The following is an 18,421-nucleotide window of genomic DNA, read 5'->3' as shown; positions in this document are numbered from 1 at the left end:
AAAGACTACACTGGATATTAGGAGAGAGTAGGCGCAGGCGGTTGCAGATCAGTTTCGTTGAAGCTGGTTTGAGGAAAGTCCGGGCTCCCGAAAGACCAAACCTGCTGGGTAACGCCCAGTGCGAGCGATCGCGAGGATAGTGCCACAGAAAGATACCGCCAAAATCAGTGAACAGTTATCAGTAAACAGTAAACAGGGAATACCTGATAACTGATAACTGATACCTGATAACTGAAAAAGGTAAGGGTGCAAAGGTGCGGTAAGAGCGCACCAGCACGACCGAGAGGTCGTGGCTCGGTAAACCCCGGTTGGGAGCAAGGTCACAAGGAACTACGGTTGGTCTTTTACCAGTTCCGTCATAAGAGCCGCTTGAGGCGTCTGGTAACAGGCGTCCCAGATAGATAACTGCCCTCTAAATGTAGAGACGTAGTATGCTACATTTCTACAAAAGAGAACAGAACCCGGCTTACGTTCCGACTCTCTCCCTCTTTTTGTCCTTTGTTATTTGTCCTTAGTCCTTTGTTCATGAACAATGACTAATGGCTGATGACTAATGACTAATGACTAATAACTAATGAGCATCGCTTATCCACGCCGTCAACGGCAACTCGAAAGCTTAGTCAGAAAATTTGGTCTGCCAGCAGACGCAGCTATAAAGTGGGAGCTGCTGGACTTAGCGCTGACTCATCCTACTGTCTCTGAGTCGGCAAATTATGAACATCTGGAGTTTGTCGGCGATGCAGTCGTGCGATTAGTGGCAGCCATTGTATTATGGGAGACATATCCCAATTGCCCAGTCGGAGATTTTGCCGCAATTCGTTCTGTGTTGGTGAGCGATCGCATGCTCGCCCAACTAGCAAGAGAATACGGCTTGGAGCTATACTTACTCGTTGCTGGCAGTGCAACCGCTGATAAAGTTGGTCAGGAGTCACGACTGGCAGATGCCTTTGAAGCAGTCTTAGGTGCGCTTTATTTGAGTACAAACAATCTCGAACTCATCCGCTCTTGGCTAGACCCTCACTTTAAACAACTTGCAGCAGAAATTCGCCTCGATCCAGCTAGATTTAACTATAAAGCCGCTCTACAAGAATGGACTCAAGCAAAGTATAAAGTATTACCAGAATATCGAGTCGTGGAAATGAACCAACCGCAGCACAATCAAGAGCGTTTTCTTGCTGAGGTGTGGTTGCACGAACAAAAGCTAGGTGAAGGAAAGGGACGCTCGATCAAAGCTGCCGAACAAGCTGCCGCAAAAGTAGCTTTTTTAGCACTTGACACTCAGGAAAAATCCTGATAGGAAACGGTGAAGGAGACTGGGGATTAGGGATTAGGGATTGGGGATCCTTGTTAAAAATCGAAAAATTATGTCCGGGGCAACAAAGCCCGGATCTAATGCGTGGAAATTTTTCCCCAACAACCGTCACGAGACAGGGATGACTAATAACTAATGACTAATGACTAATGACTAATGACTAATAACTAATGACTAAGAAAATTAAAATTGCTGTCGTTGGCGTTGGACGTTGGGGCGTACATTTGCTACGGAATTTTTTGGAACATCCGCAAGCTGAGGTAGTAGCAGTCATAGATCCGAACTCACAACGTCTAGCAGAGGTGAAACAGCAGCATAACTTAGATGACAAGGTACTACTGACAACCGAGTGGCACTCGATACAGCAAGTAACGGATTTAGAAGCAGTAGTTATTGCTACTCCTGCTAGCACGCATTACTCCTTAATTACCGACGCCTTGCATTGGGGTTACCACGTTTTAGCAGAAAAGCCTTTAACTCTCAACTCAGCAGAATGTCGAGAACTGTGCCTGCTTGCAGAAAAACAGCAACGACAACTGATAGTTGACCACACCTACTTATTTCACCCAGTCGTTGAACGAGGGAAAGCTGTCGTTCAGACGAGTCAATTAGGTGATTTACGCTACGGATACGCTACCCGTACCCATTTAGGACCAGTCCGCCAAGATGTTGACGCGCTCTGGGACTTAGCCATTCACGATATTGCCATTTTCAATTCTTGGCTAAATCAGATACCTGTGAAAGTGCAAGCAACGGGTACGGTGTGGCTGCAACCGGGAGCAGGTACTGGGGATTGGGGACTGGGGACTGGGGACTGGGTAGGTAGTAATTCCCCCTCATCCGCCTCATCTCCCTCATCCCCCTCGTCCTCCTCATCTCCCTCATCCTCCTCATCCTCCTCATCCCCCTCATCAGTGTCACCTCAAACCGAAGGATTAGCCGACTTAATCTGGGCGACGCTGACTTATCCGAATAACTTTCAAGCGTACATTCACCTGTGTTGGCTCAATCCCGATAAACAACGACGGCTTGGAGTTGTCGGAAGCCTAGGTAGTCTAATTTTTGATGAAATGTCCCCGACATCACCTCTGACGCTACTACAGGGTGAGTTTGAACGTCAGGAAAAACGATTTATTCCTGTGAATCAAAGGCAACAAGTGCTGCAAATAGAAACAGGCGAACCTTTACGGCGGGTGTGCAACCACTTTATGACCTGTGTGCTTGATAATACTCCCTCACAGGTTTCATCTGGCTGGATAGGAACGCAGTTAGTGCAAATTCTTGCTGCTTTGACAGAATCTCTCAATAACGGCGGCAAACCTGTTTTTCTTGATGCAAATGAGTACTGATATTCTACGATTTTGCATTTTGCATATTCAATTTTGAATTCTTTAACTCTTTGTTCACAGAAGATGGGAAGCGGTTTTTTTTCAGAGCAACTTCTTCTGCTGTTTGCTTCATTCCTCTTGCTGCTTGATCTCCAGAGGAAATGCTCAGATTTCCTGAATTTTCTTGCCTTCCTGAACCAGGTAACAATGAGGCATCAATTAAAGGCAAAGTAATGGTCACTGTTGTGCCTTGGTTAAGACCTGCACTCTTGAGAGTGATGGTACCTCCCATAAGTTCAATTAAGTTTCGTGAAATTGCAAGTCCCAGTCCTGTACCACCAAACTTACGTGAAGTTGAATCCTCCACCATCACGAAAGGACGAAAGAGTTTTTGCTGTTGAGCCGGATCAATCCCTAGCCCTGTATCTGTAACAGAAACAAGAACTTCAGATTTATCATGACTACGTTGAATGTCTGTGGAAATTGTAATGCTTCCCTCATCAGTAAACTTAGTTGCATTACCGATGACATTAATAAGCACTTGTTTCAGCTTTGCGGCATCAGCATTAACTGGAATTAGCTCATTCAACTGAGGAATATTCAACTGCAAGCCTTTTTGTTGAACATTCACTGATTGTATATTAATAACTTCTTTAAGGACTTGTCGAAGGTCAATAGGTTGCAAGACGACGGAGAGCTTGCCTGCTTCTATTCTGGAAATGTCAAGTAAATCATTAATAATGCCTAACAGGTGAATAGCTGTGTCATCGGCACGCTTGAGAAACTCTAATTCTTCTTCGCGGTCATCGCACATACCATCTCGAACCAGACGAACGCAATTAATGATAATATTTAGCGGATTTCTCAACTCATGGGAAGTCGTAGCTAAAAAATGAGTTTTCACCTGGTTGGCGGCTTTTGCTTCTTTCCATGCTATTTCTAATTCTTCTGCCCAAGCTTTCAATCGCTCAACCATTTGTTCGAGTGCTTGCGCCAATTGGTTAAACTCTCTAATTTTAAAGTTGTCAGGAATCGGTTCTGCTGATTGATTTAAATGAAGATTTATAGCGTAGTCTCGCAATTGTTCTACAGGACGTGCTAAGTAACGAGCTAAATACAGCGACGCCAAAACACTTGCGCCAATCAAGCCACATGTTAAAACAAAAAGGATAAGTTTGATTCCCCTAAGACCATACAAAGCATTCTCCAAAGGTGTAACGGCTATAATAACCCATTGTTTCTGTTGTCCTTGTTTTATGGGACTGGGAATAGCAGTATAACCAGCAAGTAATTCTTTATCCTCATTTTCAAAAAAGAAATGGAGAAAATACTGCTTGCCTGCAAGAGCCGTTGTCACAATTTTTTTGAGTCGAGAAGCATCTCCATGTTGCTCGATATTAGTGCCAATACGGCTGGCAATTGGATGTGACAAAATTGTTCCATCATCAGCAATAACTATCGTAGAGCCTGTTAGCAAACCAGGCTTAGTTTTGATTTTTTCTTGTAGTATTGTTGTTCGGAAAATCAAGGCATAACGTAAGCCTTCTATACTATCATAGACAGGAGCAGATAACAGTAATTGCAGTTGATTTCGTAAATCTCTCCTACCAGTTGTTCCTATCTTTGGTGGTAATGTTACCTCGACATTAACCCCATCACTGGGTATGGGAGATTTGAATTCACCGATGGGTTGATCGCCGCAAGTACTTGCAACGATGTCACCACTTTGCGGCTTTGTCAGTTGAATGCAGTCTATTTGCCTTGGTAGTTGTCGTGCTAGCTGGTTGAGAAATCGTTGTATCTCACTACGTGAACCTGACTGGAGCACCGTTGTTTGACTTGCACTTAGTAAGTTGGTTTTTAAAGCAGCGCTTGCTTCTACAATCTTTTCTCCCTTGATGATGGCACTTTCTGTTAAATTTTGACGCGCAGTTTCCAGCAGGCTAGAGCGTGCGTTTTTATAGGCTACAATCTCCCCTATTAATAATACTGGAACCGACAAAAGCAAAATTTTCGACACTAAAATCCGACGAAAGGATGATTGACGGGGTTTAGCCATCGGCTGTCTCTCTTGGTATGTGCCATCCAAAACAGCAACTCTAAGTAATTAGAGCAGCGAGTGTCATTGAGGAGCGAAAAATCCTTATTTCATAACCATCTTAAAAATATAAAATACTTTAATATCGAAAAGAAGCCCAGGATACAAACACTCATAGAAACTACCTGCTACGACCGTTGTTGCATATGTTGTTGCATATGTTGTTGCATATGAATATTAAAGATGAAATTGGGAGATGGGAGGTTTCCAGCATCACTATTTTTGAAAATTAATATTCCCTAGAGAAAACATAAAAAATATCAAACCTACCCAATGGTACAACACCGTCCTCATACTACTGTAGTTTTGGCGATGAGTGCAGATGGCAAGATAGCAGATGTTAGGCGATCGCCAGCTCGGTTTGGCTCCAAAACTGATAAAGCACACCTGGAAGAGCAAATCGCCATAGCTGATGCTGTTTTATTCGGTGCTAGTACACTCCGCGCCTACGGTACAACACTAACCGTAACGCATCCACAACTGCTGCAACAACGAACTCAGGCGGGAAAGCCCCCCCAGCCAGTCCATATAGTAATTACACATTCTAGCAACCTGAATCCGGAAATGCGCTTCTTTCAGCAGCCAGTCAACCGTTGGTTGCTGACGACAACACAAGGAGCGCTTTTTTGGAAAGGACGCAGAGAATTTGAGCAAATTTTGGTTTTTGAAACACCAACAGCAAAAGTTGACATTCTTGCAGCCTTACAACATTTAACAACTTTGGGCATAAAACGCTTAGCTATCTTGGGCGGTGGTGAATTAGTCGCTTCTATGCTGGAATTGGATTTAATCGATGAATTTTGGCTCACCATCTGTCCGTTGATTATAGGCGGTTCTACCGCACCGACACCAGTACAAGGTAGCGGATTTTTACCTGAGTGTGCTAAGCGTCTGCAACTTATGGCAGTTCACACCGTTGAGATGGAAGTGTTTCTGCATTATCGCCTGCAACGATCGACAGATTAGATTACGCTAAATAAAGCTTGTGCTAAATTTTGTATCTTTGAAACCTCCAATGGTGGAACAACTAAAGCCTCGCCATTCTGTTGCTTGGATTAATAAAATTGCTGAAGTTCCCCAAAATGCTTGGGATGCTTTAGCATTGCCACTTAAAACCCCATTTTTAGAGTGGGAGTGGTTGAAAAATCTGGAAACCTCCCAAAGCGCCGCAGCTAAGACTGGCTGGTTACCGAATCACTTAACTGTATGGCGAGACAGAACGCTCATTGCTGCTGCCCCACTATACCTGAAAGGACATAGTTATGGCGAATTTGTTTTCGACCACCAATGGGCAGACTTAGCACAACGCATTGGTGTGGAGTATTACCCGAAAATGCTGGGAATGGCTCCATTTACCCCGGCTGAAGGCTATCGGTTCTTGATTGCACCAGGAGAAGATGAAGATGAGATAACGGCAATAATGCTGCATGAAATTGATGCTTTCTGCACCAAACACCGCATCTCTGGCTGTCATTTTCTCTATGTAGATCCCGAATGGCGTCCGATTTTGGAACGCCACGGCTTCACAAGTTGGCTACACCACAGCTACATCTGGGAAAATCTTGGGTTTAACACTTTTGATGACTACTTGGGAGTGTTCAACGCCAACCAGCGTCGCAACATTAAGCGCGAACGCAAAGCAGTGGAAAAAGCTGGTTTGAAACTACAAGCGGTTACTGGGGATGAAATTCCCAAGTCGTTGTTTCCTTTGATGTATGAGTTCTACGCTGATACCTGTGACAAATTTGGCTGGTGGGGTAGCAAGTACTTAACGAAAAAGTTTTTTGAACAGCTACACACCCATTACCGCCATCGAGTTGTGTTTTTTGCAGCATACAGCGAGCTAGATCATCGTCAACCAGTGGGGATGTCTTTTTGTCTATTTAAGGGCGACAGGATGTATGGACGCTACTGGGGTTCTTTCCAAGAGATAGATTGCTTGCATTTTGATGCTTGCTATTATGCACCTGTAGAGTGGGGAATAGCCAACGGTATCCAAATTTTTGACCCTGGTGCTGGCGGACGCCACAAAAAGCGTCGCGGTTTCCCTGCTGCTCCCAATCACAGTTTGCACCGCTTTTACAATAATCGTTTGGCACAAATTTTGCGCAATTACATTAGTGAGGTTAATGAGTTAGAACAGCAGGAAATTGAGGCAATAAATGCGGAGTTGCCGTTTACTAATAGAAGTGATTAAAACACTCAACACTGAACAGTACCAGCCGCAGTGAACAGGCGTATGATGGGGGATGCGCTCACCGCCACCAACGCCTTCCACGCTCTTAGTGTGGTGTTTCCCCCTCTAAGCGATGAAACTGATAACTGATAACTGATAACTGTTAAAATGAACCGCCAAAATGCTTGTTTATGCGTATCCCTCACGGGGCGCTTTGCGACTGGGCAGTTTGCCGTTAGGCTAGAACGCCCAGGAAGATAAGAATTACACTTGAGAAGGGGTGAAAAACCCCTAAAGCAAGTTGATTTCTATGGTGACTATGGATTTGAGTGTTGAAGGCTTGGCAGCGATTGACGATAAACTTTCTGGGCGTCATATTGACCTTGATCCTGGTGGGTATTTCATTATTTATCTGAATCGGGAGGAGGGATTAATTTATGCCAAGCATTTCACAAATGTGATTGATGAGCGTGGTTTAGCTGTTGATCCGGAAACTGGAAAGGTGATTCCAGCACGGGGAAAGGTGGAACGCACTCACACAACTGTATTTAGTGGGAGAACGGCAAAGGAACTGTCTGTGAAAATTTTTGAAGAACAAGAGCTCCCTCCTGTGACTCAGTTAAACCATGCGGCTTATTTGGGTCGAGAGTTTGTCCGAGCTGAGATTGCTTTACTGACAGGACAAGAGTATGTGCAAGATTAATTGGGAGTAGTTAGTAGTTAGTTGTTGACTACTAAGCACTAACTACTAAGCACTAACTGTTAGAAGATGGCTGAAACACCTGGTAGATGTAGTAAGTCGCCATTGGGATAATGGTGGCGGCAATTAAAAGTCCGATCACCCAAGCCGTTGCGTTACCTTTATCAGTTTCTTCTGCCTTCTTAAAGGTGCCTTCTACCTGCACATTGTCGGCGATTTGAGGTGGTCCAGGATCTGGTTCGCCAGATAGCACCGCGACTAGGCGATCGCTTGCATCTAAAAACGCCTGGTTATATTTGTTACCACCCCGCAATGGTGCCATCAAGGTTTCAGAAGCGACACTAAAAGCGGTTTCATCTGGCAACAAAGACTTCACTTTATCGCCAGTGATAATTGCTCCACCGTTCGTGACACTGTCAATCATCAATATTGTTTGATTTGCCTGTGCTTCCTTTGTGGGAAACCATTTTTCAAACAATGCCTTGGTGAAACTCTCGGGGGTTTCACCATAGTCAAGACGACGAACTGTGACAATTCTTACTTCATTTCCGGTTTTATTTGCCAAATTTTCCAGGGTGCTGCTAATCTTGCCTTCATTTAGACGGCTGATCACTTCAGCTTGATCCACCACCCAGGTATGTTCCCCACTTGTAATAGTTGGTATTTCATATACACCTGTAGCCGAAGCGGATGTGGCAAATAGTAAAGAAGCTAGAATGACCATCACTGAAGGCAGAACTAGCCGTTGGATGCGTTTTTTCCAGCCATAGACTCGGTTGAGGAGCTGTTTCATGGGATTTACCAAAAGACAGACTTGCACCAAAAAAATACTACATAACCACTGGCAAAGTCTCGCTATTTACGCGTGGTTATGAGCGAACACTGTTAATCTAATCACTTCTAGCTTAAATCGTAACCAGCACAAAATTAGCAGCTTTTTAAGCCAATTTGTTTGTACTTCCGCCTTGCGGTGGTTGTAAATCGCTTGAGTGCAATACAAGCATCCAGTGCGTGAGGGGTTCAGCGCTGCATGGCGTTGGAGTTTCCGAGGACAGTTCGCAGGAGGGTTTCCCTCCGGAAGAAACTGTCCGTCCCGTTGTGTCATTTAATTACTAAGATTTTCTTCCTCACTCTCCGCAGTTCCCCACGCCCTCCGTTAGGTGTCAATGGCATTGTTCAGAATATTTATAAATAGTTAATTTATAAGTCCGGTATCTAAGATCTTGCAAGAGTTGCAACAGTGAGTCGTCAGAGGCTCTTGTTGGGTGCAAGATCTGATTAATAAAATTAAGGGGCTTGAAACCGTTACTCAAATTCAACTAAAATTTTTCATTCAAAATTTCTTAATTAGTTTTGAATTTTGAATTTTGAATTTGAGCGTGATTGCGCGGAGCGCAGTGCTATGCAGGGCAATCGTGGTTCAAGTGATGTTTTCAGTAAATCTATTCAAGACAATTTTATAGATTTGTGTTAATTTAACCTACTTTTTAACTCTGAAGGCAACGACAAGCACCAACATTATTGCAGCACAGAAAACATCAGGAAATAATACTTTAAGTATTATTTTTGCCATAGCAATGCTATCAAAATATTTTCTACTTAAGTATTAACAAAATATTTGCATAAATCATATTTTAATCTAAATAATAAATTAATAAAATTTTTAAATATTAGCAGTTATGCTAGTAGGAATTTAAGCAAAAACTAAACTTTGTATCTTGCTCAGTCACACTTAGTAAAACACGCAAGTCATGAAACGTCTGGAGCACGTTGATCCTGTTTTTGACCAACTATTTGCTAAAATACCCCCGGAAATTACTGATACTTTCACAGAGGAGCAACTAGAAGCCATCAAAAAAGCTTTTGGCTCTCGTAATTGGGGTCGTCATCCTCTGGACTTGCGAGTTTCCGTTCCCATACCAGGACTACGGTTTTATTTGGTGTTATTAGCTGGTTCGGAACGTCGCTCGAAACAGCGCTTGCAATATGAAAAAAGCGTATATCCTCTTTGGACTCCTGGTAATATTGTGTTCCTCACAGGATTTTTGATTATCCTATTGACTTCTAGCTTCACGACTTTTTCCTTTTTATTTTCCTTACTGACTTCCGTACCCACTTCGCCCTACCCTACATCAATTCCCTGGCTTCACAATAAGTTTGAATGTGAACGCACCGGTAGAAATTGGAGAGACGGAAATTGTTGGGATTCTGAACACAATCCTATGTTCTAAAGCCTACTCCTAGTGACAAGAAAAACAATATGCCTCAAAACCGTTTCACCAAAGATTCTTCCAGAACTGACCCTTTTGTACAAGACTTTTTCGCCCGCATTCCTCCTAAAACAGTAACGACTTTTACCGATACTTAATTAGCTGCGCTCAAACAGGTCTTTAAGGAGCGCATTAGCAAACGTCATGCTGTGGATATTAAGCTTTCGATGCCATTTTTTAAACAAGGCTTTTATATAGTTTTGTTGTTAGGCAAGGAAAAGCGAGCAAAAAAGCGTCTACAAGCTGCAATTTCCCAACCTGTAAACAGTATTTTACTGACAATATCGGGGTTGGTGTTAATAACTTCTTTGGTTGGTTCGCTCTGCATATTTAAAATGACGTCAGGAATGAATTTGTTTCCAAATCAAAAAATTCAAATAAAAAAATCTAAGAGTTTGCCGAATATTTAATCGACTTTTAGATTTAGCAATGGTGCAGCTACCAAGCGTCTGGGGGGAAATTATCATCCCCCATTTGGATGAAATCGCCTAATTTCTTGTGAAAATATAGGCAGAGGATAGGCAAATTAATCAAAAATGACTGACAAAGATGGTAACTTGCGGATTTCTTCGCGTACACTCATAAGGACTTTACCGAGATGATTGTGACCCGTTTTCTCTGCTCCGCAACCCCAGAAATAATCGGTTGGGGAGTTTTCTACAATCAGGTTGTCACCCGTGGTTAAAAGGATTTCTCTAATATCGGTATGCGTAAGAAACTTTTTGAGTACAGCTTCTCGCATCACTTGAGTTTTGACCTCCTCCCAGTCCACACGAATTTGGTGCGTGGGGTCCCGTCCTAGTGCCGCAGCGAGTTCTGGTGTCTCAGCATTATGGATCAGAGGTATAATGACCGCATCTGAGGTTCCAACAAACTTTTGAGCTTGATAATAATGCTCAACTGTTGACCAATAGAGGCCCTGCATAATGATTCCATGAGGAGAAAAATTGGAAAAACAGCCATAAGGCTGCCAAACCTTGTAAAAGTAAATAGTCATTTGAAAATTGTTGTTTTATACTTCAATATCTATCATCACCGTAGATACTAGCAAGAAGTGGTTTGCTTTGAATTCCACCACAGTACTTGTCTAAAGGCAGAAGATTGCTTTCAAAATAGAGTTCTATGGTGATAGAAAAGTGTGTTTGAGAGGTTGATGATGGAGGCGAAGAGTGAAAAGAGCAACCAACGTGCCCCGTTGATTGTTGCTGGAATTTTCCTTGGTGTGGGTCTTGGTGGGTTCTTTGATGGCATTGTACTGCATCAGATTCTTCAGTGGCACCATATGTTGAGCAATGTTCGACCTATGACCACAATTTCTAATATAGATGTCAATACAGTTTGGGACGGCTTATTTCACGCCTTTGATTGGATAATGACTGTGATTGGAGTGGTGTTGCTGTGGCGGGCTGGAGCGCGTGAAGATGTTCCTTGGTTATCCAACATCTACTTTGGGTCAATACTGATGGGTGCTGGTTTGTTCAACTTGGTTGAAGGAGTGATTGACCATCATATTCTTGGCATCCATCATGTAAAACCAGGACCGCATCAGTTAGCTTGGGATTTGGGATTTCTTGCGGTCGGTGCGCTTCTTGTTGTCGTTGGGTGGGTAATGGTACAAAAGAACGGTAAAAGTAATGATGAATTATGATTGCTAAATGTTGAAAAATTTCATAATTCATAACCTTACTAAGTACAGAATTTCACAAGTTCGTAACGAATTAATTTCAGAAAGGCTCTGCGTTACTCTGCGTTGACTCCGCGTCCCTCTGCGTTTTAAAACGCTACGAATTAATGCAAAGCTGTACTAAGTAGGTCGGTACAAATAAAGTTAACGAGTTTCGGCAGTCATTAGGAGCCAGTACTGCAGGAGGGTTTCCCGACAGAGGCAACTGGCAGCCTTATGAGACTTTGATAATCACTCACGAGCAATTGTGTTTTGGCAATGCTGAAATTTCGGCAGACAATTATGAGCATTGTCAGCAAGCGTATCAGGAGATTTCCAACACATCAAACGCTCAAACCGTCTGGCTTGGATTGGGGCGATCGCCTTGGGAGTTATGGTAATACTTAGCTTCTTTGCAGCTCCAACCAGCAGCAACATCAATAGTGGTTCCACTTACAACCGCGCTCCCGATGGTTACGGCGCTTGGTATGCTTATATGGAAAAGCAAAAAACTGGTATCAAGCGCTGGCAAAAGCCTTTTAGTGATTTCAATACAGAAAAACGTGCCACTCTATTACAAATCAACAGCCAATTGACACAGCCTGATCTGGATAGTGAAGAGAAAAAATGGCTAGAAAAAGGCAATACTTTGATTATTTTGGGTGTGGGGGCGGCGAGTACAGCAGCAGACTTCACCACCATGCACAAATCTCCAGTTGGAGATGTCAAAATACAGACGCGACGACGGCGACAGATCAAAGCTCAAGAAAAGGTTTCTTTGGGCGATCGCTTTGGTGCTGTTGTGTGGGAAAAAAATTACGGTCAAGGAAAAGCTATTTTTTCTACAACTCCCTACTTAGCTGCTAATGCCTACCAAGATGAGCAAAGTAATTTTCAGTATTTATCAGAATATATAAATAACAATAATGAGCGAAACCAATCCTGTCTTAAATCGCCTCAGTCAAGAACTGAATCGAGTTGTGGTTGGTCAATCCACCCTCATTCAGCAATACGGTTCAGTTAAGCCTCAAAGTCAGGTAAAGTAAGGATTGTTCTCAAGAATGGAAATAGAGTGTGGTGCATCTTAAGGATTTCTCATTGCTGTCTCCTAAGATATAAAGTGGTGATTTACTGAAAGCGATAGAGACAGCTATTCCATCAACGGCTATCGAGCAGGCGAGCCTCCTGACGGAGGAGCTTCGCTAACGCTACAACCAAAGCTTGCGAACAGAGAAATCGGTCATTACCAGCACAGTTGGTAGTGTGCCTGGTAATTGCAATGAGCCTCTGGTCGAAAGACTCAATGCGGGGTGTACTTAAGAATTTAATTGATGGTCTATCGGAGGCATGGGTTAAGGTTGGTAAAAAAAGCGCGAGTACCTTGTAAATCAGCAATTACACAAGCTCGACAGCGATTAGGGACAAGGGTAATGAGTAATTTATTTTATCAATTAGCACAACTATTTCAGAACAAGCAAAGTCTGTCAGCGAGCAATTGCTACAAATAGCCGATTTGTCAGCCATACTACCTGACGATTTTGCTGTTATTAGGGAATATTTAGTTAGACGCAGTGCAATGCTAGCAAAGGCAAGAGCCTCAGTAGCTCTGCGACTAGCTAAGGATATTCAAGCAATGATTCACTTAGAAAAGATACCAGAAGCTGTCACCCCAGATGTGTTTTTAGAAGCTATTTACCTTGCATATCAAAAATTTTCTGACTTTAAATTTTAGGCTGCAAGAGACTAAGGATGACTGAATGTTTAAGCACTAAAATCTAAACTGGGCCAGTCTGGTTGGCGATAATAGCGCGTCATATCGTCAAACTTCCGGAGTTCGGCACGATGTATGGTCAATTCTGGGGAATTCTCTGTCCATTTCTGATTCAACTGAGAAAACATGGTAGCAAGGCGATCGCGGTCTAGACTCGGTGAAATGTCTCCAAAATAGCCCAATGTCACATGTGCTGTGAAATGATAATGTTGTTCAATTCCCAATGCCATTAAGTTGGAATTTTGATAAATTGCGCGACGCAGGTTAACAACTTGCTCGTAGCAGGCTTCGTCCTGAGGTACCAAACAAACGCCTACAGCTCTTGGCATCACTACGAGTCCCTGAAGAAGCCAGCGAATGGGATGAGTTTGCCGCTGCATTGATTGTTGATACTGCTCAAAGATTTGCCCAACGCAAGAGCGTAGCTGTTCTTCAAATTGTGGATTCTTTTCGCAAGCATCATGGTAAGCACTATCCCAAATCAAGTCCGCCAAAGTCAAATGAAAGCTAGCAGGAGGTACAAGCACAATCCAATCAGAATTTACACTGAACTGTAAAAGTTCCTGTTGGTAAACCTGTAAGCGTGCGTAGAAAGTAGAGTTGTCTGTTTCTTCTTCCCAAGGTGGAGTAATCACCGTATAGCCAGGAAAAGGTTCTGCTTGCCTTACTCCCTCGGAATTAGGCTGAAATTTAGAAGATTCCTGGATATGCTGGATCTGAGTTTTACACGCTTCTGGTAGCGTCATCCGCGCTAAACGATTTAAGTAAGTTTGATATTTGTCGTCCAACCTTCATATCCTCGAACTCCACGCTTATTGATTGTAGGCAAAACTACTGCGATTAAATAAGCAATTTAAAAACTATTTAGCTTTTTTAAGGTGGTAGGGTGATGAGAGGGATGAGCGGGATGAGGGGGATGAGGAAATATGCATGACAATCTCTGGGCTGAACCCATAGGGATTGTTAAGAGTCAATTCTAGTTACAGTGAGGTTCCCTATGGTTGTCTACTTTTACTGGGGTGAGGATGATTTTGCTATAGAAAAGGCGGTTGCACTTGTGCGCGATCGCGTCCTAAATCCCTTATGGACAAGTTTTAACTACACAGTACTGCCTCCAGATCTACCGGATGCGCCGATCCAAGCATTAAATCAAGTGATGACACCACCTTTTGGAGCCGGTGGACGCTTAGTATGGCTTGCAAATACTACCCTTTGCCAGCAATGTTCAGACAATGTGCTCTCTGAATTGGTAAGAACTCTACCAGTCATCCCGGAAAATTCATTTTTGTTGCTCACTAGTAGTCACAAACCAGACGAACGCCTCAAATCTACCAAAATTTTGAAAAAATTTGCCCAATTCCAAGAATTTCCTTTAATCCCGCCTTGGAAGACCGAACTATTGGTGCAGTCTGTCACTCAAGCTGCTCAAACAGTAGGAGTGAAACTGACTCACTCAAGTGTAGAGATGTTGGCAGAAAGTGTAGGCAATGATACACGCCTTCTGCACAACGAGTTAGAGAAATTACGGCTTTATGCTCAAGATAGCAATCAGGCTTTAGATACAGACGCCGTCGCTCAGTTAGTCCAAAATACAACTCAGAATAGCCTACAATTAGCAGCAGCAATCAGAACAGGCGACACAGCTAGAGCTTTAGCGATATTGACCGACATCATCAATGCTTGTGAGCCTCCTTTGCGAATAGTTGCTACGCTTATTGGTCAATTTCGCACTTGGTTATGGGTCAAGCTGATGATAGAAAATGGTGAGCGCAATTCACAAGTTATTGCCAAAGCTGCGGAGATAGGCAACCCCAATCGCATTTACTATTTACAAAAAGAAATACAATCGGTTTCTGTGCAGCAACTTATTGCCAGTTTACCTATATTGTTAGATTTGGAAGTTAGTCTCAAACAAGGAGCTTCAGAGATGTCAGCACTACAGACTAAAGTTATAGAGCTTTGTCAAGTATGTCGAGGAACTTGACAACAGAAACAAACATTTGATGCTTTGGGTGTTTTCTGGAACTTCTCACTCCTAAAATAATTCACAGTGATTAACATATCCCGACTGTAGTTGTTTCATAAAGCAAATGAGAAGATATTACCATCGCTTTTTCCGACTTAGTCTAGTTCGGATACTTTCCCAATCTTTGTTCGTAGGCGTTATTGCGACTGCCAGTTTGGTTTCTAGTACTTTAGTTTTGAGTTCAAAAGCCGATGCTCAAGCTCCACAATCAGTTAACCCTAATGAACTTAGAAGTTACGCTAAAGCTATGTTAACAATGGAGCCACGGCGTCAACAAGCCTTTGATGAAATAAAAAAAATTATTGGTAACGGCGAAGTTCCTAAGATTGTTTGTAACGATAAGAACAGCTTAGGTGGTCTTCCTGGCAAGGCTAGAGATATTGCTGTGAATTACTGCCAAAGCTATCAAAAAGTAGTTGAAGAAAATGGTCTCACTATTGATAGATACAACACGATTACTACACAGGTACAAAGTAACGAAGATTTAAAACGACAGATGTACAATCTACTACTTCGCCTACAAAAAAATCCATAATTTCTGTTGGTACCATCGAAAAAAGATGAAATATTTTCCAAGTAAAAATTGATGAAACTCGTTTCAACCGCAAAGGAGGAGATGTGATAACTCCAAACTTAAATAACTCAATAAGTGGTTGAACCATGAATGACCCTAAATATATTTAGGAGTTGATTGTGAATGAGTAATTATTTAGTATGGACGCAGACAGTATGTATTGCGTCACTGTGTAGTTGCACACAGTGGTTGATACATAGTCACGTAAGTAGACAGGCGCAAATAAATTGAGCTATATAAAGATTTGTAAAAACGCCTGAAACCCTTACTAATGAACGGCAGGTGCTTTATGCCGGGGAACCCGTCCACCGCACTGCCTCCTAATGACTAATGACTGCCTTAACAAGTAAACTTTATTTGTACCGACCTACTTATTGCAGAGAAAGCTTTTTAAGAATCGGAATCTTAGGTATTCAATTTAGCAGAAAAAGTCTCCTTAGCAAAAATACACCTTTAGCTTAAAAAACTCTCTCTTGCGGTGGTACAGACACCGTTTCAATTTTGATACGAGCTATCTGATAGTTTGGAATTGTAACATTGCCATGAGCAAACATACAATGATAACCAATATGCTTATGTATAAATGTGTCTTTAGCAGCGCCTGCGTAAGTACTGAATCTTTCTGAGAAGAAAACTCCTACTTGATTGGCTGATAATTCATCATTCACGTCAACACCTGCACCAATCACTTCAGAACTGAACACAATGAAATCAGCACCAATGAAGTTACCTTCTGTGTCAAAAATTTGATGAGCAAGTTTGTCTTGATTAGCAACAAAAGTATCATTATCAATAATCACTGCCTTGTAGCTGAAGTAAATTTGACGTTTTATTTCAGTATTAATCGAGAAGGTAAATGATACAGTATTAGCCGCACTGGTATTACCCAATGGTCGAAATAGACCAACAATGATTCCTTGAAAAAGACCAGAACCACTGGTTGTAAATTCTTGAGTTAGATTCATAAGATTGCCATCTTCAGCCGTTCGTTTGATACTTTGTCTCGTAGTATCTTCTAAATGTAAAGTATCAAAATTACCATCATGCAAACCAAACCAAAAATGGCTTATACATAATTCTTTTGGCGGCGTCAAGTTTTCAACTGTCAGCTTAAGAGTAGTCATTTTAACATGATTTTTAAATCCAGTCTCTGTATTTCTTTGCTTAAGCTGCTGCATGATATGATGTATTTTTTTTATTGACGACTTGCTTATTGTTTAGTTGCAGTAAAATCCTATTTTTTTAATACTAAAGTGCGTGTATATAGATATAGATACATAAAAATGTCACGCTGAACGTAACGTAGAAAAACATAGTCTCTTGCAAATACCCTTTGGCAAGCCGCAAGAACTAAGCATCTTTGCTTTGTCCAGAATGACATTTGAAATTTAAACTTGGTATGACTACCAAATATCCCGTTTCTGTAGTAATTACACGATAGATGATTTTCATATAGCAACAAAGTACCCTCAAGGGTACTCTTGGATGAATAGTAGTTGTTTCTAAAACGTAGACGCGTTCGGTGTGCCGTAGGCTACCGCCCTATGCATGAAGGTGCATATCCGTAGGGCTTTAGACGTCTTAGACGTATGCCTCCTGTCAATGAATTATGAATGCTAACTAATCTTCATTCTCACAATCTAAACAGGCTTGTCGCTTTGCGTGAATATTTTTCATGTGCTTTTTCACTGTATTTACAGTAATGTAAAGCTGAGCAGCAATCTCTTTGTAGCTGTATTTTGCTCGATAAAGATACCAAATTTCAGCTTCTCGCGGTGTCAATTCGTATTTTCTAACTTCAGCTAGTGCAACATTTTTCAAAGATTCACATTTATTTTCAATTATCACTAAAAGGCAAGAGCGGTTAAATCGGTCTAAGCTTAGCCATCTCGCCCTAACGCGAAAAATTTTTGACCGAGCTACTACAATTTCATTAGATAAAATTATGATTTTATTGGGGTAAAGGCTACGGTCTAGTAATGTTTTGCAAAGACGCCAGATAGCAGGTGGGATAAAATTGGAGTTGGAACTGTCTTGATTGAGTTGAGAAAGAATACGATAAGCAGATGTATTGGTGTAAATGAGTTCGCCCGTCTCGTTTAAGAGTAAGATACCGTCTTGTAAGTTTTCAATCACTTCTTCCAAAAAAGAAGCTTGCTGCGAATTATGCAACTTAATGGTATCTAGCTGTTGTGGTTGAACTAGTGTTTTTGCGGATATTTTTGTTAGGTTCATGGGAGATGCTTCAATTTTCACAACATTATTTAGTAGTTTGATTTGAATTGAAAAATGCACCTTGAATTGTCTTAAAAGTGTAGATGAATGACACATGAATATGCAGATGAGTGTGCCATTTATGACGTGCCACACTATCAGAGGAAACTTTTAAAAGTTTTTTTAGCCTTGTTGACAAGTTGATTGTAAATACAGCTCTTGAATGCTCTATTTCGGATGCAGATATTGCAAGAATTGAATTAATTTCTGTATAGGGAAATTCCTATAA

General features: G+C 41.9%; 17 protein-coding genes, 1 other RNA gene and 3 pseudogenes. 14 read left to right on the top strand and 7 right to left on the bottom strand.

Annotated features, from left to right (window positions below; translation table 11 throughout):
- Window positions 1–24 precede the first annotated feature (24 nt).
- The 3 genes from rnpB to V5G28_RS35680 all read left to right on the top strand — a co-directional run bounded on the left by rnpB (window position 25) and on the right by V5G28_RS35680 (window position 2,661).
- Window positions 25–485, top strand: an RNA gene (rnpB, locus tag V5G28_RS35690) — RNase P RNA component class A.
- An 89-nt stretch (window positions 486–574) separates the two neighbouring features.
- Entirely contained in the window at window positions 575–1,294 is a 720-nt protein-coding gene (rnc, locus tag V5G28_RS35685; RefSeq protein WP_332994838.1) for a ribonuclease III, read from the top strand.
- Window positions 1,295–1,482: 188 nt separating this feature from the next.
- On the top strand, window positions 1,483–2,661 hold the full coding sequence (locus V5G28_RS35680) for a Gfo/Idh/MocA family protein (protein ID WP_332994836.1): 1,179 nt from the start codon (window positions 1,483–1,485) through the stop codon (window positions 2,659–2,661).
- Between the two features lie 4 nt (window positions 2,662–2,665).
- Here the strand turns inward: V5G28_RS35680 and V5G28_RS35675 are convergent, their stop codons facing one another.
- Window positions 2,666–4,699, bottom strand: coding sequence for a sensor histidine kinase (locus V5G28_RS35675; protein WP_332994833.1), 2,034 nt, complete (start codon window positions 4,697–4,699; stop codon window positions 2,666–2,668).
- A 312-nt stretch (window positions 4,700–5,011) separates the two neighbouring features.
- Here V5G28_RS35675 and V5G28_RS35670 point away from each other — a divergent pair, with 312 nt between their 5' ends.
- From V5G28_RS35670 to V5G28_RS35660, 3 genes are all read left to right on the top strand, one after another.
- Entirely contained in the window at window positions 5,012–5,704 is a 693-nt protein-coding gene (locus V5G28_RS35670) for a RibD family protein (RefSeq protein WP_332994831.1), read from the top strand.
- 49 nt (window positions 5,705–5,753) lie between these two features.
- A complete protein-coding gene (locus tag V5G28_RS35665; RefSeq protein WP_332994866.1) occupies window positions 5,754–6,935 on the top strand; it encodes a GNAT family N-acetyltransferase in 1,182 nt (393 codons plus the stop codon).
- A gap of 298 nt (window positions 6,936–7,233) precedes the next feature.
- Window positions 7,234–7,617 (top strand): DUF4346 domain-containing protein, encoded by a 384-nt coding sequence (locus V5G28_RS35660; RefSeq protein ID WP_332994863.1) that lies wholly within the window; start codon window positions 7,234–7,236, stop codon window positions 7,615–7,617.
- 52 nt (window positions 7,618–7,669) lie between these two features.
- Here V5G28_RS35660 and psb32 read toward each other — a convergent pair whose 3' ends face one another.
- Both psb32 and V5G28_RS35650 read right to left on the bottom strand, forming a co-directional pair.
- Complete coding sequence (gene psb32, locus V5G28_RS35655; protein ID WP_096563957.1) at window positions 7,670–8,407, bottom strand: photosystem II repair protein Psb32; 738 nt, start codon at window positions 8,405–8,407, stop codon at window positions 7,670–7,672.
- Window positions 8,408–8,473: 66 nt separating this feature from the next.
- Window positions 8,474–8,719 carry a hypothetical protein gene (locus V5G28_RS35650; RefSeq protein WP_096563958.1) on the bottom strand — a complete coding sequence of 82 codons (246 nt, stop codon included), beginning with the start codon at window positions 8,717–8,719 and terminating at the stop codon, window positions 8,474–8,476.
- A 646-nt stretch (window positions 8,720–9,365) separates the two neighbouring features.
- Here V5G28_RS35650 and V5G28_RS35645 point away from each other — a divergent pair.
- Together V5G28_RS35645 and V5G28_RS35640 are read left to right on the top strand one after the other, a co-directional pair.
- Window positions 9,366–9,845: a hypothetical protein gene (locus V5G28_RS35645; RefSeq protein ID WP_332994825.1), complete on the top strand. Its 480-nt coding sequence runs from the start codon at window positions 9,366–9,368 to the stop codon at window positions 9,843–9,845.
- A gap of 188 nt (window positions 9,846–10,033) precedes the next feature.
- Window positions 10,034–10,294 carry a hypothetical protein gene (locus V5G28_RS35640; protein ID WP_332994822.1) on the top strand — a complete coding sequence of 87 codons (261 nt, stop codon included), beginning with the start codon at window positions 10,034–10,036 and terminating at the stop codon, window positions 10,292–10,294.
- 116 nt (window positions 10,295–10,410) lie between these two features.
- Here the strand turns inward: V5G28_RS35640 and V5G28_RS35635 are convergent, their stop codons facing one another.
- Window positions 10,411–10,881, bottom strand: coding sequence for an NADAR family protein (locus V5G28_RS35635; RefSeq protein ID WP_332994820.1), 471 nt, complete (start codon window positions 10,879–10,881; stop codon window positions 10,411–10,413).
- A 159-nt stretch (window positions 10,882–11,040) separates the two neighbouring features.
- On the opposite strand from V5G28_RS35635, the gene V5G28_RS35630 reads away from it, so the two are divergent.
- From V5G28_RS35630 to V5G28_RS35610, 4 genes and pseudogenes are all read left to right on the top strand, one after another.
- Window positions 11,041–11,532 (top strand): DUF2243 domain-containing protein, encoded by a 492-nt coding sequence (locus V5G28_RS35630; protein ID WP_332994861.1) that lies wholly within the window; start codon window positions 11,041–11,043, stop codon window positions 11,530–11,532.
- Window positions 11,533–11,890: 358 nt separating this feature from the next.
- Window positions 11,891–12,466 (top strand): annotated as a pseudogene (locus tag V5G28_RS35625) (DUF4350 domain-containing protein); the annotation flags it as partial.
- Window positions 12,467–12,754: 288 nt separating this feature from the next.
- A pseudogene (locus V5G28_RS37000) lies at window positions 12,755–13,037 on the top strand (transposase domain-containing protein); the annotation flags it as partial.
- Window positions 12,995–13,279: pseudogene (locus V5G28_RS35610) on the top strand (RDD family protein); the annotation flags it as partial. The pseudogenes V5G28_RS37000 and V5G28_RS35610, both read left to right, overlap by 43 nt.
- A 29-nt stretch (window positions 13,280–13,308) precedes the next feature.
- Here V5G28_RS35610 and V5G28_RS35605 read toward each other — a convergent pair.
- A complete protein-coding gene (locus V5G28_RS35605) occupies window positions 13,309–14,106 on the bottom strand; it encodes a DUF1868 domain-containing protein (RefSeq protein WP_332994813.1) in 798 nt (265 codons plus the stop codon).
- 209 nt (window positions 14,107–14,315) lie between these two features.
- On the opposite strand from V5G28_RS35605, the gene holA reads away from it, so the two are divergent.
- Together holA and V5G28_RS35595 are read left to right on the top strand one after the other, a co-directional pair.
- On the top strand, window positions 14,316–15,302 hold the full coding sequence (gene holA / locus V5G28_RS35600) for a DNA polymerase III subunit delta (RefSeq protein WP_332994810.1): 987 nt from the start codon (window positions 14,316–14,318) through the stop codon (window positions 15,300–15,302).
- Between the two features lie 217 nt (window positions 15,303–15,519).
- Window positions 15,520–15,879 carry a DUF4168 domain-containing protein gene (locus V5G28_RS35595; RefSeq protein WP_332994808.1) on the top strand — a complete coding sequence of 120 codons (360 nt, stop codon included), beginning with the start codon at window positions 15,520–15,522 and terminating at the stop codon, window positions 15,877–15,879.
- A 497-nt stretch (window positions 15,880–16,376) separates the two neighbouring features.
- Here the strand turns inward: V5G28_RS35595 and V5G28_RS35590 are convergent, their stop codons facing one another.
- Window positions 16,377–17,096 (bottom strand): spondin domain-containing protein, encoded by a 720-nt coding sequence (locus V5G28_RS35590; protein ID WP_332994805.1) that lies wholly within the window; start codon window positions 17,094–17,096, stop codon window positions 16,377–16,379.
- A 442-nt stretch (window positions 17,097–17,538) separates the two neighbouring features.
- Window positions 17,539–18,153: a helix-turn-helix transcriptional regulator gene (locus V5G28_RS35585; protein WP_336231553.1), complete on the bottom strand. Its 615-nt coding sequence runs from the start codon at window positions 18,151–18,153 to the stop codon at window positions 17,539–17,541.
- Window positions 18,154–18,421: the final 268 nt, after the last annotated feature.

It is taken from the genome of Scytonema sp. PRP1 (genome assembly GCF_036697665.2).
Taxonomy (GTDB): domain Bacteria; phylum Cyanobacteriota; class Cyanobacteriia; order Cyanobacteriales; family Nostocaceae; genus Kalymmatonema; species Kalymmatonema gypsitolerans.
This window is presented reverse-complemented; position numbering and strand designations above follow the sequence as displayed.